Raw genomic sequence first — 17087 nt, 5'->3', positions numbered from 1 at the left:
GGAGCGCGCGTGGAAGAACGGGTCATCATCATCGGCGCCGGCCATGGCGGGTCGCAGGCCGCCGCAAGCTTGCGGCAGGAGGGCTTTGCCGGCCGCATCTCGCTCGTCAATGACGAAACCGAACTTCCCTATCACAAGCCGCCATTGTCGAAGACCTTCCTGAAGACTCCGGATGGCGGCTCGCAGATGCTGCGGCCCGAAAGCTTCTACCGCGACAATGACGTCGATCTCGTCTTCGGCCGCCGCGTCGCATCCATCGACCGGCAGGCCGGAACCGTGGCGCTCGACGACGGCTCGTCGCTGCCCTTTTCCCACATCGTCCTTGCGACCGGCGCGCGCCCGCGCCTGCCGCAAATCGAGGGCGTGGCGCTGGACGGCATCTTTGCGCTGCGCAATTTTGCCGATGCAGGCCGCATCCGGCAAAGGACCGAAGCCGCGCAGTCCGTCGTCATTGTCGGTGGCGGCTTCATCGGCATGGAGATCGCGCACACGCTGGCCGGCCTCGGCAAGCAGGTGACGCTTCTCGAAATGGCGCCGCGCGTTCTCGGGCGTTCCGTCGCGCCCGCCATCTCGATCTATGCCGACGCGCGCGCGCGGGCAGCCGGCATCGATCTGAAGGTCGATATTGGCGTCGCCAGCATGGAAGGATCGAACGGGCATGTCGCGGCCGTCCGGCTCGCCGATGGCTCGCGCATTCCGGCCGATCTCGTCATCCTCGGCACCGGCGTCGTGCCGAATGTGGAACTCGCAGCGGACGCAGGTCTCGAAATCGCCAACGGCATCGTCGTCGACGAAGCGTTGCGCACCGCCGATCACCGCATCCTCGCGCTCGGAGACGCGGCGAGTTTCCATCACTGGCACGCCGGCCGTCCCGTGCGGCTGGAATCGGTGCAGAATGCCAGCGATCAGGCCAAGCACGCCGCGCGCACCATCACCGGCAAGGCCGGCGCCTATCGCGACGTGCCGTGGTTCTGGTCCGACCAGGGCGACATCAAGCTCCAGACGGCCGGTCTCTCCTTGGATGCCGACCGCTTCGTCGTTTCGGGCAATCCCGACGACGACGCTTTCTCGGTCTGGCATTTTTCCGGGCCGCGGCTTCTGGCGGTCGATTCGATCAACCGCGCGGCCGACCACATGATCGCGCGAAAGCTGCTTGCCGCCGGCGTCGATCCGTCCGACGCCGACATCGCGGCAGGCGCACCACGTCTCAAGGAACTCGCGTTGGCGAGGCCGTAGGCGGCCACATACGCGAAAAGACGCCATCGCGGCGAACGAGACCGTGATAGGCGGCTGCGCCAACATGCAGGACAAGGAACAGGCCGATGCCGAACTTGGCGCGCGCATGGATGGATTTCGCCGTCTCGGCTAGAGCATCGTCACGCGGAACAAAATGGGGCAATCCGATCGCATCCAGCATCTCGACGGGGAATCCGCCGGCCCTGACCCGCACATAGCCGCTCACCGCCATCACGATCAGCATCAGATACAGTATGACATGCGTTCCTCGCGCCGCGAATTTCTGGATCGCAGGCAGGCTGTCGGGCAGGGGCGGCGCGCGATGGGTCGCGCGCCAGGCAAGCCTCAGGGCGATCAGGACGATCAACAGCGCGCCGGCATTCTTGTGGAAGATGAAAAGCGGATCCTGAATCGCCCGGTCGTCGACATTCGTCATCACCAGGCCAACCGGAATCATCGCCAGAACGATCAGTGCGGTCAGCCAGTGCAGGATGCGTGACATCCGATCGTAGCCCATCGTCGTATTTCATCCCAGTGAGACGAGAAGAGAATGACGCAGAGTTGAGCAAAGTCAAAGGTCTAGAGCGAATGGAGGGCTTGCAGCCGGCAAAGCACGCGCCATATTCGAAGGCCGGGAGCACGACATGACGATCACATCGACCCGAACTGCCGGAATTGGCGCGCCGCACGGTCTTGCGGCCCAAACCGGTCTTTGGGTTCAGGGCATCGGCGCTGCCACCGCGCTCGCCGCCATGGGTTTCGATGCGCTCGGCCTGGGCTGGGGAGCGGCCAGCATCGTGCTCTATCTCGTCGTCGCCGCCTGCATCATCACGCGCATCGCCGCCAGCCATCCGCATAAGGCGTTCGGTGCGGCCAATGCGGTGACGCTGATGCGCGCCGGACTGGTCGCCTTGATCGCCGCCACGCTTTTTGCGCCGGCACCGAGCGGCGATGCGGCTCTACTAATCGGCGGCCTCGCCTTCGTCATCCTGGCGCTCGACGGCGTCGATGGCTGGCTGGCGCGGCGCACCGGCCTCGCCTCGACCTTCGGCGCACGCTTCGATCTCGAAATCGACGCGCTCTTCGTCCTCGTCCTGTCCGCGCTCGCCTTCGCCCACGACAAGGCGGGAGCGTGGGTGCTCATGATCGGCGCGATGCGCTACGCCTTCTTCTTCGCCGGCCGACTGACGCCGAAGCTGGAGGCGCCGTTGCCGGAATCGATGCGCCGCAAGGCCGTCTGCGTCGTGCAGATCGCCGCGCTCGGCCTGCTTCTCCTGCCGCAGATCCAGCCGCCGCATTCGGTCTGGATCGCAGCCACCGCCCTTGCTCTCCTCACCTGGTCCTTCGCCGTCGATATCCGCCATCTCCTGCGCCAGCCGGTGGAAGCATGAGCGGCCTGCGCAGCGCGGCGGGCCTCGCGCGTTCACTGCTCATCTATTATTCGCGCCCCCACCGGATTGGCCGGACAGGGCGGTTCTACCGTCAGTTCGCCGGACCGGGAGACGTCGCCTTCGACATTGGCGGGCATGTCGGAAACCGGTCGCGTGCGCTTCGCCGCACCGGCGCGAAGGTGGTCACGCTCGAGCCGCAGCCGCTTTTCTACAGCTTCCTGAAACGCACCTTGCCGACCGACATCACGGTCCTTCCGCTCGCCGCCGGACCGCGTATCGGTCGCTCGTCGATGTCGGTTTCGAGCCTTCATCCGACCGTTTCCTCCCTGCGCGCCGATATCGACAGCGCCGTGAAGGGGGATTCAGGCTTCGATGCCGTTGTCTGGGACGAAACGACGCAAATCGAGGTGACGACGCTCGATGCACTGATCTGCGCGCATGGCGAGCCGGCCTTCATCAAAATCGATGTCGAAGGTTTCGAGGATCAGGTTCTTGCCGGGCTTTCGCGACCGGTTCGGGCACTCGCCTTCGAATTCCTGCCGGCGATGGCCGACGTTGCTGAAGCCTGCATCGCTCGGCTCGAAAAGCTCGGCACCTACGAATTCAACCTGATGACCGGCGAAAAACTGCGGTTCCTGTCGCCGCGATGGGTCGGCGCAGCAGCCATCCGCACTCATGTCGCAGCCGCAATCGACAAGGGCCGCTCAGGAGACGTCTATGCACGCAAAGCGACAGTCTGAGCGGCCGCGCCTGCTGGTGATCGCAGCCGCCTGCGCGCTCGTCTTTGCCATCCTCGCGATGCCGTCGCGTCCGCAGGACGCCAATCTCGCTCATATGGCGCGTTTCCCGGTCGAACTCGCGCTGATCGCCGGCCTTCTCGCGGTACTTCCGCGCAATCACCGGGCCCTGTCGGCTCTGCGCGGCGTTTTCACAGCTCTGCTCGGCATCGCGCTGCTTGTCAAATGCGCCGATCTCGGCCTCCATGCCTCGCTCAACCGGCCCTTCAACTTCGCCTACGACCTTCCGCTGCTGCACGCGGGCTGGATGTTGGCCACGGGAACGAGCGGAGCATTGGCGGCGAGCCTCTATCTCGCCGCCGGGGTGCTGGCGCTTGCCGGCGCCGTCGCTGCGATCTGGTGGGCGACCGGCGTCCTCGCGCGCCTGTCGGCACGGCGCACGGTTCCAACCGTGGCGATCCTGCTCATCTTCGCCGGCGCGCTGGTGCTGACCGACCGCGCCTCGACCGCATCGAGCGAGCTTCTCGCGACGCATGTTTCGGCGGCCCGGTCGGCTCAGGCCCAGATCGCCAGCCTCGAAGTCGAAGCCCGGTCGGACGACGTCGCAGTTCCTGCCGGCCGGCCCTTGATGCAGGGTCTTGCAGGACGCGACGTGTTCCTTGTCTTCATCGAATCCTATGGCAGGTCGACGCTCGAAAACCCCCTTTATGCGACATCGACGAAATCGGCTCTCGGCGAATTGGAACGGGCGGCCGAAAGGACCGGCCTCGAGATTCGCTCGGCCTATATGACCGCGCCCATGGTCGGCGGGCAGAGCTGGCTTGCCCATGCCAGCATCCTTTCGGGCCTGTGGATCGACAGCCAGGGCCGCTACCGCGCCTTGCTCGCCAGTTCACGCCGATCGCTGATGGCGCTTGCGTCGGATGCCGGCTGGCATAGCGTGGCGGTGATGCCCGCCATCACCATGGCGTGGCCGGAGGGAAGCTATTTCGGCTATGACCGGATTCTGGCGAAGGACGATCTGGGCTATCGCGGTTTGCCCTTCAACTGGGTCACGATGCCCGACCAGTACACGCTTTCGGCCTTCGAGCGGCTGGTGCTCGACGAGCCGGATCGAAAGCCGGTCTTCGCCGAGATCGCATTGATTTCTTCGCACGCACCCTGGACGCCGATCCCGGAGTTGGTGGACTGGGACGTGATCGGCGACGGCACGATCTTCAACCCGCAGGCACTGGCCGGCGACAGCCCGGAGACGCTCTGGCGCGACCACGACCGCGTGCGTGCGCAATTTGGCCTGTCGATCGACTATTCGCTGCGGACCGTCGCCTCCTTCGTCGAGCGGCAGGGGCGGCCGGCGCCGCTCATCGTCGTCCTCGGCGACCACCAGCCTGCGGTCTTCGTCTCCGGCAACGAACAAAATCGCGACGTCCCCGTTCACTTCATCGGCGACAGCGCCACATTGGATTCAATCGAAGGTTGGTCGTTCGAAAGCGGCGCGGTGCCCGGACCCGATGCGCCCGTATGGCGGATGGACGAATTCCGCAAGCGTTTCGTGGATGCGTTCGATACGCCGATGTGGGAGGAAATGGATAGCGATGAACCAGCATGAGCGCGTCGAGACCAGCGGGGCAGCGGGCGATGCCGACATGCCGGTCGCGACGGCCACGGTCACCGATCGCGTCTGGGATCGGCTGCTTGCGGCCCGCAAGGACCGCACGGTCGGCGCGCATTCCGACTGGACGCCAGCCGAACGCGCCGCCTGGGCACTCTACGCACCGCTTCTCGGCCGAAACGACCAGCCGCTGGTCTTCGCGCAGATCGGTCAGTCGCTCGACGGCCGGGTCGCGACCATAGACGGCGATGCCGCGGACGTGTCGGGCATGGAGGGCCTCAAACATCTGCATCGCTGCCGGGCGCTCGCCGATTGCGTCATCGTCGGCGCCAACACGGCGATCCAAGACAACCCGCGACTGACCGTCCGCCTCGTCAGGGGCGACAATCCGGTGCGCGTGGTCATCGATCCGCGCGGACGTCTTCAGGATTCGGCCGCAATGCTGGAAGGCGAGCGCTGCCTCGTCGTTCAGGCCGGCGACCGCGATCGCCCGGTCGGCGTCGATACGCTCAAGGTCGCCTCGTCCGCCGAAGGGCTGGACGCGGTCTCGATCATTGCCGGCCTGATCGAGCGCGGTTTCCGGCGCATCATGATCGAGGGCGGCGGCATCACGATCGGACATTTCATGGATGCGGATCTGGTCGACCGGCTGCATGTGGGGATCGCACCTCTCATCATCGGAGCCGGTCCGCCTGGTCTGACGACCAGTCCGATCTCGCTTCTGGCGCAGGCCAGACGTCCCCGCGCCCGCGTTTACGGGCTGGCGAGCGACATCATCATCGATTGCGATTTCCGGCTCTAAACTGCCTCACCCGCAAGGGATGCAAGAATTGCGTCCATCGCATCCTCCGGCACATCGATCAGAATCGGCGCCTCGGTGAAAAGCAGCGCGGCGCGAATTGCGTGATCGGGATAGAGCGACCGCAGCAACTCACGATAAAGCGCAAGCTGCGCCACATAGCCGGGCGGTACATCGACAAGGCGGCGCGGCGGCGGACGGTTGGTCTTGTAGTCGACGATCAGGACTTCGGCATCGGTTACGACCAGCCGGTCGATCTTGCCGGAAACCGCCCGTTCAGCGCCGCCGATCCTCACACGTCCCATGATCGAGACTTCCGCGCGCGACCCCGAAGCGAAGACGCCGGCAAAGGCCGCATCGTCGAGGATCGTCTCGATCTGGCGCCACATCATTTCACGCTCGTCTGCGCTCCAGCCATCGCCGAGCCGGTCGAGATAGCGTCTGGCCGACGATTGGCGCTCGGCCTGCGCCACATCCGGCAGGGATTGCAGCAGGCGATGGATCGCCGAGCCGCGTTCGAGTGCCCGCGATGGTTCGGCCTCCGCCGTGAAGATAGGCGAGGCTTGCGTCGCTGTCGGCTCGCTCGCCGGCTCGATCACGGCGCCGACACCGGACGGCGCTAGTGGTCGGGGAAGGATCGGCATCGGCGGCAGCGCCGCACGCAGGGCGGCCGGCAATGCCGGAACGCCGGTCAGGGCTTCCGTTCCATCCGTCTCCAGCGCTACCGGACGGCGCGGCGTTTCGCGATAGACCATGATCTCGTCGCCCGACACGGAATGCAGCTCGGTGCGCGAATGCGCCGAGGCCCCGAGCGCTTCGCTCACCATCTTATGCCAGGTCAGGTCCGCCGGCGCGCGCTTGCCCTGAAATCCGCAGACGATCAGGCGATCCTCCGCGCGCGTCATGCCGACATAGAGCAGCCGGCGATATTCCTCTTCCGCCTTTTCGCGCACCATCGTCGCCACCTGCCGCACGAACGCATTGTTGGTCTCGCCGCCGGTGCGCCACAGAAATCCCGGCCCCCGCCACAGACCGCGCGGCGGGTCGAAGGGAATCAGGGTCGGCAGATGGCTGTCGGAAAAAGGCGCCGCACCGCTGTCGACGAGGAAGACCACCGGCGCCTCCAGCCCCTTGGAAGCGTGCGCGGTCATGATCCGCACCTCGCCCCGCGACGGGTCCATCTCGCGCTTGATCTCCGGTCCGCCGTCGTCGAGCAGGGCCAGCACCGCCTCGAGCCCGGCCGCGCCGCTGCGCTCGGCGGCAAGGCAAAAGCTCAGGAACTCGTCCACCACATCGCCGGCCTCCGGTCCGAGCCGTGCGACAATGCGTGCGCGGCCGGCATCACGTCCCAGCACGCGCCCATAGAATTCGAAGGCCGGCATGAAGCCGACCTCGTCGCGCCAGGTCTGCAATTGATCGCGGACGAGCTTCAGTTCGACATCGGTTTCGCTGGCTGTTCGGATCGCGGCATGAAGCGATCCCCTGCGGTGATGGGCGATCTCCATCAGCTTTTCTTCGCAGACGCCGAATATCGGGCTTTTCAAAAGCGCGGCCAGCGAAAGATCATCGTCCGGCTGGAGCGCGAAGCGCCCGATCGCCATCAGATCCTGCACCGCGATGTGATCGGCAAGGACGAGCCTGTCCGCACCCGCCACCGGCACATGGCGGTTCTTCAGTTCACGCGACAGCGCATGGACGAAACTGCCGCGCTTGCGCACCAGAACCATCACGTCGCCCGCCATCATGCGCCGGTTGCGACCGGGGATCGGTTCGCCCTTCGCCAGCCAGCCCGCTACCCTCCTGGCGATCAGTTCGGCAAGCCTGGCGGCCGGTGCCGAAGTATGGTCGATCGCCTGCGTCCAGTCGTCCGGCGCCTCGACGTCCTGCGGGGCTAGCGACGGCCAAACCTCGACCTGTCCCGGCGCATCGGTGCGGATCGCACTGTGCCGGATGTCCTCGATGTCGCGCGTCAGACCTTTGCGCGTTTCGGGCCGCGCGAAGACAAGATCGACTGCCGACAGCACGTCCTGCGTCGAGCGAAAGGAATGGCTGAGCCGCACCCGCTCGAAGCTGCGCTCGGCCGCCTCGACATGTCTCGCGAATTCATGTCCTGCAACCGCGAACGCCTCCGGCTCGGCGCCCTGGAAGGAATAGATCGACTGCTTCTCGTCGCCGACCGCAAAAACGGTGCGTTCGATGTCTCGCGCACCCTGGCCGGCAAAGAACTCGTCGGCGAGCCGCTTGACGACGCGCCACTGCTCGGGACTCGTATCCTGCGCCTCGTCGAGCAGGATGTGGTCGATTCCCTTGTCGAGCTTGTAGTGGACCCAGGCGCCGGCACCCTGCCGCGCAAGCAGCGACGCCGTGCGCCGGATCAGGTCGTTGAAGTCGAGAAAGCCGCGCGCGCTCTTCAGCCGCTCGTAGCGCGCGATCAGCCAGTCGGCGACGATCAGCGCGGATCGCGACGCCTTGAGCATCGCCAGCAATGCGGCCCGGTCGAGCGCCGCCTGCACCGCAGCCGCCATGCGCGCGAACTCGTCGTCGAAACCATCAAAATGCTCGGCCACGCCCTTGGCGAGAATTTGCTTCGTGGAGCGCGGCTCGTAAACCTGCCCCTTCTTCGTCAGAAAGGTCTTGCGCAGGGCTTGAAGACAGGCTTCCGCATCGCCGGCATCACAGGCCGCGAAGAGATCGTCGGCGAATTGCTGCGCCTTGACCTTGCCGGCGGCAAATGCACGCTCTGAGAAGCGCGCGGCCATTGGCCGGCCGAAATACCCGTCCGGCCAGACATCTGCCAGGATGTCGTCGGCCGTCTCGCCCCCCGCGAAACCGAAGGCGGCGAAAAGAGGCGCATGGTTTTCCGGCGCCGGGCCGACCTGATCGACGAAGGACCGCAGGTCCTCGCGGCGGCGGACGATGGCGCCCAAAAGTCCTTCGAGCCCCGCTTCACCGCCGATGTCGAGGATGTCGGCAAAGGCCTCCGCCAGTTCCGGCTCGTTGCCGCCGGACGCGCCGGCGATCATCAAGCGGCGCGCTTCGGCGACAAGAGCGGCTTCCATCTGGTTGTCGAGCAGTTCAAAATGCCCGGCCACATTCGCTTCCAGCGGAAACTGGTGCAGGATCGCCTCGCAGAAGGCGTGAATGGTCTGGATCTTGAGTCCGCCAGGCGTCTCGAGCGCCTCGGCGAAGAGCCGCCGGGCCCGGACCAGTCGCTCGCGCGTCGGCTCGCGCCGGTCGAGTTCCCTGATTTTCCCTGCCAGCGCCCCGTCGTCGAGTGCCGTCCAGGAACCCAGTATCTCGAAGACGCGGTTCGACATGTTCGCCGCCGCCGCCCGCGTATAGGTCAGGCAAAGAATGCGTGACGGGTCGGTGCCTTCGAGCAGGAGCCGGATCACGCGCTGCGACAGAACATGCGTCTTGCCCGACCCGGCATTTGCGGAGACCCAGGCCGAGTTTTTCGGATCGGATGCGCGGGCCTGGTCGCTGATGGTCGTTTCGGGGACGACGAAGGGGAATTTCATTCCTCGCTTGCTCCCTCGTCGCCGCCGGCGGACCATTCGAGAACGCGGGCGAGGTGGTCGTAATTGCCGCTGACGTCACCCTCCCTAAAGGGCAGCGCGCGCGAACGATAGCCGGCTTCCAGCCGCTGATAGTGCGCGACAAGCTTCTCGAGCCGCTCCCACGCTTCCTGCGCCAGTTCCGGTCCGGACTTGATGGACTTGTTTACGCCCTTCAACTCGTGAATCGGGTCGTGATCGACCTTGCCATTGGGCTTCAGGCGGACATAGGCCAGTTCGGCCGGCATCGCCGCGCCGATATCGCCGAAAGCTCCTCGCGTCAGCAGTGCCGCTTCAAGCGCGAGCTGCGGGGCGAGCAACGTGTGCGCTTGCGCCTTCGATGGGTTCGATCCCGTCTTGAAATCGATGATGTCCGCCATGCCGGCGGCCCGCAGGTCGATGCGGTCGGCGAAGCCTCGCAACGTCACGCCGGTCAGGCCGATTTCCGTCGGTGTCGCGCGGGCCTCGGCAAACCGGCGCGTGACGCCCAGCCGCGAGCGCTCCCAGTCGACGAAGCGGCTTGCCATCTTCCGAAAGCGCGGCCACCAGACGGCGTCCACATCCGCAGGCAGCGTCGCCTTGTCGAATTCCTCGCGGCCGATTCGCAGCAACTCACCCGTCGCATCGGGTGAGAACGGATCGATCGCGGCGACCGAAAAGCCATGCAATATGTCGTGGAAGAGCGTGCCGCGCTCGGCCGCGCCCGGATCGCGCAGCAATGGCTCGACGGGGTGGAGCCGGAGGATTTCGCGCGCATAGATCGCGTAGGGGTCGCGCCGCAGGGTTTCGATCTCGGTGACGGAGAAGCGTTTCGGCCGCCAGTCGACCGGCGGTTTGGGCTCCGGCCGTCTGGCGAAGGGGACTTCCTCGCGTTCGTCCAGTTGCCGCGCCCAGGCAAGCCGCTCCGTCCCCCGCTTGCGCATCCGGGCCGCACCCGCCGGCCCGGCGCAGGTAACGAGGCGTTGCAGCCAGCGCGAAGCGACGGCGGGCGCCTCGCCGGCTCGGGCCGAGCGCGTCAGGACCACTTCGCGATTCGCCATCGCCATGGTGAAATCATGCGCGGACTGACCGATCCGCCGCTCCGGCGGCTCGAGATCGAGCCCCGACTTCATCATGCGCGACATGAACCGATCGGGCTCGGCCTTGCGCGGCCAGCTTCCCTCATTGAGCCCGCCGATGATCATCGTGTCGACGCATTGAAGCCGCGCCTCGAGCGGTCCCCAGATCGAAACGCGCGGATCGCCGGCCGGCGTCGGCTTCACCGTCTCGCCCGCAACCAAGGCAGTGAGAATCTCCGGCCATTCGCCGGGCGCGAAGCTCAGCGCACCGTCGAGACCGGCAAGGCCACGCAGGAATTCCGCCAGCCGGCTGCCCGCCTCGCCGCCATATATCGGAGCCAGTCGTCCCGTCTCGTCGCGCCCGAGTGCCTCCAGCGTTTCGACCGTCGCGCGAAGCGCCTGCGCCAGATCGATTTCGTCAGCTTCTCGCAATTCTGCCAAAGGCTTGACTGCGGCTGCAATGCGCACCGCGATTTCAGCCGCTTCAGCGCGCCGCTCCGCGCCTAGGCGGTCGAGCCAGAAGGCGCGCCGCATTGCCAAATCGTGCGCGGCAAGGCGCGCCGCAAAATCCTCGCCCGTCTTCGCGATATCAGGACGACCGGTGCCGCCGCGCAGCGCCACGAGGTCGATGGTTTCGGCCGCGCGGCGTACGAGACTTCGCGGAAAGCCGAGATGGAGCAGCGGGTGCTTGAGTAGGGACAAGAGCGCCACCGGATCGCCCGGCCTCAACGCCGCTTCCACGGCGAGATGCATCAGGACAGCTGGCGGCGACGCCGACAACAAGGTACCCGCCGAATCGTCGGCAACGATGCCGAAGCGCCGCAATTCACCGGCGACGCGGCGCGCCAGTTCGCGGTCCGTCGTCACCAGCGCCGCCGAATGGTCCGGCGTGTCGATTGCAAGCCGCAGCGACACGGCGATCGCCAACGCTTCCTCGCGCTCGTTCGCCGCCTCGATCAGCGTCACGCCTTCCAGCGCACCGGCAGCGAGCGCGGCGTCCAGAACGTCGCGTTCATGCGCCCACGCCTCGGTCGTTTCAGCCGGACGCAGCGCCTGCCCGACAAGATCGATGCGCGCGGCGAGATCGGGTGCGACCGTTCCTATGTCCACAACTTCGCGACGATCCACGCCCAGCCACTGAAGCAACTTCTTCAGTCCCGTCTGCGGGTGGCCGTGAATCGAGGGCGGCGCGTCTTCACGTCCAATCGCCTCCCAACTCTTCACGTCGATCGTGCGGTCAAGTCCCGGCAGCACGACCGCTCCCTGCGGGAGCCGGCTGATCGCTTGTAGGAGTTCCGCGGTCGCGGGAATAGAGCCCGTCGACCCGGCGGCGATGACCGGGCCACGCGTAGAGCGCGTCGCCAGCCGCCTCGCTTCGGCGCGAATCTGCGCATCACGATAGGCAGCCGGATTCGACCGGTCGACGGCAGCAAGATGATCGGGCCAGGCTTTCGTGACGATCTGTAAAAATTCGAGCGTTATCTGCCACCAACCAGCCAGATCGGCCGGAACGAGTTCGGACAGGCGCGTCCAGTCGCCGCCCTCCGTCTCGATCTCGTCGATCAGCGCAGAGAGATCGCGGGCCAGCCACACCGCGTCGGCCAGCGACGCTGGAATGGCAAGCTCCTCACCATAAAGCGCCGCCAGATGAGCCGGCAGCCGACGTTTCCAGGCTTGCACCAGCGGGGCCAGACGAACGATGCGCTCCAGGGGCTCGATCGGCGGTGGCAGGTCGAACAGCGCGCCGTCGGCGGACAACCAGCCGTCGTCCTCGAATTCTCCCAACGGACGGATCACCGGCAGGATCGCCGAGCGGCCACCCAGCTTATCGACGAAACTCGAGCGCAATTCGCGCGCCGCGCGCCGCGTCGGCACGTAGATCGTCACGTCTGCCATGCCGAGCGGCGCGCCGTCATGGCGAAAGCCGTCGACGATCCGGCCGTCGAGCAGGGCGTCGATCAGGGTCGTCAGAAAGGGCGCCGCCGCCGGAATGTTCAGGACGTTCGGCGAAATCGTCATGCGAGCGCCGGCTGATGCGTCCTGATGGCTGCCTCGGCTTCCGAAATGGCTTCGGGCGTGCCGACGGTGATCCAGTGGCCGTCCATGAGATGGCCGAACAGCCGCCCGCTTTCGATGGCACGGTCGAAATAGAGATTGAGCGAATGCGGCTCGGTCTTTGCACCGGCGAAGATGATGGGGTCGAGGATCGCGGCGCCGGCATAGACCAGGCCCGACGGATCACCCTTGGCGCGGGTCAGGCGCCCCGCCTTGTCGATCAGGAAATCCGTCTTGGTCCCATGGCCGGTCGTATGCGTCACCGGAACGAGCATCAGCAGCATGTCCATGCGAGAAGGGTCCCACGCGTCGGCGAGCATCGCAAGGCTGGATCGCCCGGCATCCATCCAGAACGTGTCGGCATTGAGCAGGATGAAAGGCGCCGAACCCAGCATGGGCAAGGCGTTGACGATCCCCCCGGCTGAATCGAGAAGCCCGTCGCGCTCGTCGGAAATGACGATTTCGGGCCGGGTGCGCCCCGCGCAATGGGCTATGATCCGATCGCCAAGATGGTGGACGTTGACCACGGCCGATTCGATCCCCGCCCCTTCGAGCGCATCGAGCGCGCGGTCGAGCAGCGTTCGCCCGCCGACCGCGACCAGCGGCTTGGGAATCGTGTCGGTGATGGGCCGCATCCGTGTGCCGAGACCGGCGGCCAGCACCATCGCCTTCATCCCGGCCGTCTTCATCTCTCTCCTTCCGGCAGAACTCGCATCGAGCGGTAAAGGCTTCGCAGATTGGCCATCGCCTCGTGCCGCGTCGCGCGCTCCAGATAATCGCGAATGCGCGGCAGGTGTTTGAGATATTGCGGCTTGCCGTCACGCATATCGAGCCGCACGAAGATGCCGATGATCTTGGAATTGCGCTGTGCAGCCATGATGGCATAGGCCTCGTCAAATGCGGTGCGGTCGAAACCCATTCCCCGCGCCTCGACATAGGCTTTACGAATGTCGGTTTCCAGCGCTTCGGAAATCGTCACGCGCGCATCCATCGAAAGCGACGCTACGTCATAGGCCGAAGGCCCGCTCAGGGCGTCCTGAAAATCGATGATGCCGACGCGGTCTCTTCCCGTCTCACCGTCGCGCCAGATGATGTTGGGTGAATGGAAGTCACGCAGAACGAGGCTTTTTTCCGTCGTCTCCAGCCGGTCGAAAAGCGCCTGCCAGGCCGCCTGAAATGCCTGCCGCTCCGTGTCGCTTGCCGGCCGTCCCGCCGCGAAAGGCAGATACCAGTCGATCAGCAACTCGGTCTCGATCGCCATCGCTTCACGATCATAAGCCGGCACATGATAGATCGAGCGGTCTGCCATTGCGATGTCGGTCGACCATTTCCGGCCATGCATTTCGGCCAGCATCTCGGCCGATGCCAGGTAGCGCGCGGCGATCGGCGATCCGTCCGCGGCCAGCACGACGTCCCGGCCCAGATCCTCGATCAGCAGCAGCCCGGCATCGAGGTCGGCAGCCCGGATTTCCGGCGCACAGAATCCGTTGGCGCGCAGCGCACGGTCGACCGCCACGAAGGGCAGAACGGATTCGGCCAGATGGGCGATCTGGCTATAAGGCTTGCCGTCGCGGATCGGCGGTCCGTCCGGCTGGCGCGGCGCGTTCATCAGCAGTTCACGCCCGCCTGCGCAATCGATCGTCTCGTAGCTGCGCGCCGACGCATCCCCTGCGAGATAGCCGCGCGTGGCGCGCATACGTCCCGAAACATCCAGAAATCGACGGATGTCGAAGGCGCGTTGGAACCGTGCAATCACCGCTTCCGGGCCGTCCATCGTCATTCTCCGGCCCGAGCCTTCCTCCAGAAGTTTCACGTGAATCGTTGTTTCGGGAAGGTAAAGGCCGGCCCGGTCCGGCCATTCGACAAGAGCCGCGCCCTCGGCCAGCGCCTCGTCGAGCCCCAGTTCGCGCATCTCTTCGGCGTCGCCGATCCGGTAGAGATCGAAATGCGCCACCGGCAACCGGCCGGGATAGGTCTGGACGAGTGTGAAGGTCGGGCTCGGCACTTCGAGACCGGCATCGCCCGCGAGCGAGCGGATGATCGCCCGCGCCAACGTCGTCTTCCCCGCGCCGAGATCCCCATGAAGCGCAAGCGCGTCGCCCTTTTTCAGCGCTGCGGCAATGTCGTTGCCAGCCTCGCGCGTGTCGGCCTCGTCTGCAAGCAGGCGATCGATCATCGAGGGCTACTCCGCCGCCGCGCGGCTTTGCGTGGCGACCGCCGGCAGCCGGCAGATCACCGTCGTTCCCTGATCCCTGCCCGTCCTGATCTCTACCTTTCCCGAATGCAGTTCGACGAAGCTCTTGACGATGGAAAGGCCGAGACCCGCCCCTCGCTTGCGGCCTCCATTCGGGTGCGATTCGAAACGCTGGAAGATCGTCTCCAGGACCTCTTGCGACATGCCCGGCCCATCGTCGCTGACGCGGAACTCCACCACGTCGCCGTGCATCGCCGTCACGTCGAGGCGAACGGTCGATCCTTCCGGCGCGTAGTTGGCGGCATTGTTCAGGAGATTGTAGAGAATCTGGCGCAGCCGATGGCCGTCGGCATGGATGGTCGCGGGCGCCTGCGAAAGATCGACGGCGAGCCTGATATTGTGCTCGCGCAGCCGCTCCACGACGAGGTCGGATGCAGATTGCACCGCTTCGTCGATGACGATCTCGCCGATGTCGAGCTGCATGATGCCCGCATCGACGGTCGCAAGGTCGAGAATGTCGTTGACGATGGTCAGCAGCACTGCCGAGGACGAGCCGATATGGCCGACATATTCGCGCTGGCGCTCGTTCAGCGGCCCGGTTCCGTTCAGCGACAGGAGTTCGGTGAAGCCGATGATGTTGGTCAGCGGCGAGCGCAGTTCATAAGAAACGTGCTGGACGAAATCGTTCTTCAGCCGATCGGCGCGTTCCAGCGCCTCGTTGCGATCCTTCAATGCGCGCTCGACATTGACGCTGTCCGTCACGTCGACGAATGTCGTCATCACCTGTCCGTTGGGCAAGTGGATGACGGCATAGCGCAGCACGGTGCCGTCGTTCATCTCGACCTGTCCGTGACGGTCGCGGCGCTCCTCGTCGAAGCCGGTCACCACCGAAACGAGTTCGCTCCACGGGCTCGCCACCGCATAGCCCTCGCAAGCCGCACGGATAACGGCGATGTGGGTGCCCGTCCTGACAAGTCCTTCCGACAATCTCCACAAATGGGAAAAAGCCGGATTGGCGAGGCGAACCTTTCCGTCCGGGCCGAACACGGCCACGCCCTCGGCCAGGTTGTCCAGCGTCTCCCCCTGAACGCGCACGGCCGTATGATAGCGGCTTTCCAGATTGAGCTGTTCGGTCAGGTTCTCGAAGACCCAGGTCACGCCGCCCTTGGGCTGCGGATTGCCGACGACGCGCAGCGTGCGCCCATCGGGCAGATGCCAGACATGTTCCTGCGGATCGATGGCGCGATAGGCCGCCAGGATCGTCTCCTTCCAGCGGCGCCATTCGGGCTGTTCGGCCAGCTTGCCATCGCTGCGCAGCCGGTCGAGCAACAGGGTCTGGTCGGGGGCGCTTTCGAGAAAGGCCGGGTCGAGCGCCCACAATTTCTGAAAGGCCTGATTGAAGAAAAGTAGCTTCTGGTCGGCATCGAAAATCGCCACCGCCGTCTGAAGCTGGTCGAGCGTGTCGGCGTGACTGATGATGGTTCGCTGATATTCCTCGCGGATGGCCTCGACTTCCGTCTTGTCGAGCGCCAGGCCCGCCGACGCATCCGGTGCGGCGAAATCGGTCACGGCATACATATGCCGTTCGCCACCGACCACGACCGACAATGTCTGTTCGAAGACGGGCTTGGCCAGATGATGCCGCGCCATGGCCTCGCGCGCATTTTCCGAGAGAAGCTCGCGTTCGTCCCGCAACACCGCCTCGACGGTGCCACCGTCGACCAGCCGCGCATAGGCCTTGTTCACCCATTCGATCTTGCCGCGTCCATCGCGGAGCCAGAAAGGTGCGGGCAAGGCATCGATCAGCGCCAGGATCGTTTCGTGATCGCGCAGCACGCGCTGATGATCGAGCTGAAGTTCGGCCATTTCGCGCTGGCGGCGCGACAGGGCGCTGAACCGGACGACGCAATGCGACAGGCTGGAGCGGCCATGAACCTCCATCACCGAACCGCCAATCGTCTCGATCACGAGATCGAAATTCGTTCCCTTGTCGCGAAGCTGGCCGAGCGCGCGCTCCAGTTCAGAGGCCGATTGCGGCACAAGCCAGCGTCCGAATGCGAGAAACGTCGCGCGATCTTCGGGCGCGCCCGCATCGGCCGGCAGCGTGCCGATCAGTTCGGGACGTGCATTGCGATCTTCCCAGACGACGACGCGCTGGTCGCGCAGGTTGAGAAGCGCTTCGGCTCGCCGCAAGGCGGTGCCGAGATCGGCGAGGCGGGATTTGAGCTGCCGGTTCTCGCGGTCGATGCGGCCGCGCTCGCGAATGAGGAGAAGGGCCGAAATGAAGGCTGCCGAGACAACCCCCGCCAAAAGCGAAAACTGTGCAACGTCCGTTACTTCAAGACCCGCCTGCGCCAAGGCAGGACCGGGAACGAGCGTCGTCGTCGCGCTCAGGGCGGCAATGGCGGCGCGGACGCCGAACCTGCCCGCGCGCCGGCGCGCGCTCGT

General features: G+C 65.6%; 11 protein-coding genes. 5 read left to right on the top strand and 6 right to left on the bottom strand.

Features of this window, described 5'->3' with window-relative positions; translation table 11 throughout:
- Nucleotides 1-9: 9 nt before the first annotated feature.
- Entirely contained in the window at nt 10-1236 is a 1227-nt protein-coding gene (locus tag PZ895_RS13505) for an FAD-dependent oxidoreductase (protein WP_275839509.1), read from the top strand.
- On the opposite strand, the gene PZ895_RS13500 is transcribed toward PZ895_RS13505, so the two are convergent.
- On the bottom strand, nt 1208-1753 hold the full coding sequence (locus PZ895_RS13500; protein ID WP_275839508.1) for a cytochrome b: 546 nt from the start codon (nt 1751-1753) through the stop codon (nt 1208-1210). The two genes, PZ895_RS13505 and PZ895_RS13500, sit on opposite strands and share 29 nt — an antisense overlap.
- A gap of 127 nt (nt 1754-1880) precedes the next feature.
- On the opposite strand from PZ895_RS13500, the gene PZ895_RS13495 reads away from it, so the two are divergent.
- The 4 genes from PZ895_RS13495 to PZ895_RS13480 are packed head-to-tail and all read left to right on the top strand — an operon-like array spanning nt 1881 to nt 5778.
- Entirely contained in the window at nt 1881-2627 is a 747-nt protein-coding gene (locus PZ895_RS13495) for a CDP-alcohol phosphatidyltransferase family protein (protein ID WP_275839507.1), read from the top strand.
- A complete protein-coding gene (locus tag PZ895_RS13490; RefSeq protein ID WP_275839506.1) occupies nt 2624-3367 on the top strand; it encodes an FkbM family methyltransferase in 744 nt (247 codons plus the stop codon). The genes PZ895_RS13495 and PZ895_RS13490 overlap by 4 nt, the downstream gene beginning before the upstream one ends.
- A complete protein-coding gene (locus tag PZ895_RS13485; protein ID WP_275839505.1) occupies nt 3345-4973 on the top strand; it encodes a sulfatase-like hydrolase/transferase in 1629 nt (542 codons plus the stop codon). The genes PZ895_RS13490 and PZ895_RS13485 overlap by 23 nt, the downstream gene beginning before the upstream one ends.
- Nucleotides 4960-5778 carry a RibD family protein gene (locus PZ895_RS13480; RefSeq protein ID WP_275839504.1) on the top strand — a complete coding sequence of 273 codons (819 nt, stop codon included), beginning with the start codon at nt 4960-4962 and terminating at the stop codon, nt 5776-5778. Before PZ895_RS13485 ends, PZ895_RS13480 begins: the two co-directional genes overlap by 14 nt.
- Here the strand turns inward: PZ895_RS13480 and addA are convergent.
- The 5 genes from addA to PZ895_RS13455 are packed head-to-tail and all read right to left on the bottom strand — an operon-like array spanning nt 5775 to nt 17042.
- On the bottom strand, nt 5775-9296 hold the full coding sequence (gene addA, locus PZ895_RS13475) for a double-strand break repair helicase AddA (RefSeq protein ID WP_275839503.1): 3522 nt from the start codon (nt 9294-9296) through the stop codon (nt 5775-5777). The two genes, PZ895_RS13480 and addA, sit on opposite strands and share 4 nt — an antisense overlap.
- On the bottom strand, nt 9293-12409 hold the full coding sequence (gene addB, locus PZ895_RS13470) for a double-strand break repair protein AddB (protein WP_275839502.1): 3117 nt from the start codon (nt 12407-12409) through the stop codon (nt 9293-9295). The genes addA and addB overlap by 4 nt, the downstream gene beginning before the upstream one ends.
- Nucleotides 12406-13134 (bottom strand): nucleotidyltransferase family protein, encoded by a 729-nt coding sequence (locus tag PZ895_RS13465; RefSeq protein ID WP_275839501.1) that lies wholly within the window; start codon nt 13132-13134, stop codon nt 12406-12408. Before PZ895_RS13465 ends, addB begins: the two co-directional genes overlap by 4 nt.
- Nucleotides 13131-14621 (bottom strand): tRNA (adenosine(37)-N6)-threonylcarbamoyltransferase complex ATPase subunit type 1 TsaE, encoded by a 1491-nt coding sequence (gene tsaE / locus PZ895_RS13460; protein ID WP_275839500.1) that lies wholly within the window; start codon nt 14619-14621, stop codon nt 13131-13133. The genes PZ895_RS13465 and tsaE overlap by 4 nt, the downstream gene beginning before the upstream one ends.
- Before the next feature lie 6 nt (nt 14622-14627).
- Nucleotides 14628-17042, bottom strand: a complete 2415-nt coding sequence (locus PZ895_RS13455; protein WP_275839802.1) for a PAS domain-containing sensor histidine kinase — start codon at nt 17040-17042, stop codon at nt 14628-14630.
- Nucleotides 17043-17087 lie beyond the last annotated feature (45 nt).

It is taken from the genome of Mesorhizobium sp. YIM 152430, from assembly GCF_029210365.1.
Lineage (GTDB): Bacteria > Pseudomonadota > Alphaproteobacteria > Rhizobiales > Rhizobiaceae > Aliihoeflea.
Note: the sequence above shows the minus strand (reverse complement) of the source record. Positions and strands in the feature narration are given on the sequence as shown.

Bases quoted from the DNA above. Each gene is read 5' to 3' on its own strand.
- PZ895_RS13500 (WP_275839508.1), bottom strand. From the start codon at position 1,753: ATGGGCTACGATCGGATGTCACGCATCCTGCACTGGCTGACCGCACTG.
- PZ895_RS13495 (WP_275839507.1), top strand. From the start codon at position 1,881: ATGACGATCACATCGACCCGAACTGCCGGAATTGGCGCGCCGCACGGT.
- PZ895_RS13490 (WP_275839506.1), top strand. From the start codon at position 2,624: ATGAGCGGCCTGCGCAGCGCGGCGGGCCTCGCGCGTTCACTGCTCATC.
- PZ895_RS13485 (WP_275839505.1), top strand. From the start codon at position 3,345: ATGCACGCAAAGCGACAGTCTGAGCGGCCGCGCCTGCTGGTGATCGCA.
- PZ895_RS13480 (WP_275839504.1), top strand. From the start codon at position 4,960: ATGAACCAGCATGAGCGCGTCGAGACCAGCGGGGCAGCGGGCGATGCC.
- addA (WP_275839503.1), bottom strand. From the start codon at position 9,296: ATGAAATTCCCCTTCGTCGTCCCCGAAACGACCATCAGCGACCAGGCC.
- addB (WP_275839502.1), bottom strand. From the start codon at position 12,409: ATGACGATTTCGCCGAACGTCCTGAACATTCCGGCGGCGGCGCCCTTT.
- PZ895_RS13465 (WP_275839501.1), bottom strand. From the start codon at position 13,134: ATGAAGACGGCCGGGATGAAGGCGATGGTGCTGGCCGCCGGTCTCGGC.
- tsaE (WP_275839500.1), bottom strand. From the start codon at position 14,621: ATGATCGATCGCCTGCTTGCAGACGAGGCCGACACGCGCGAGGCTGGC.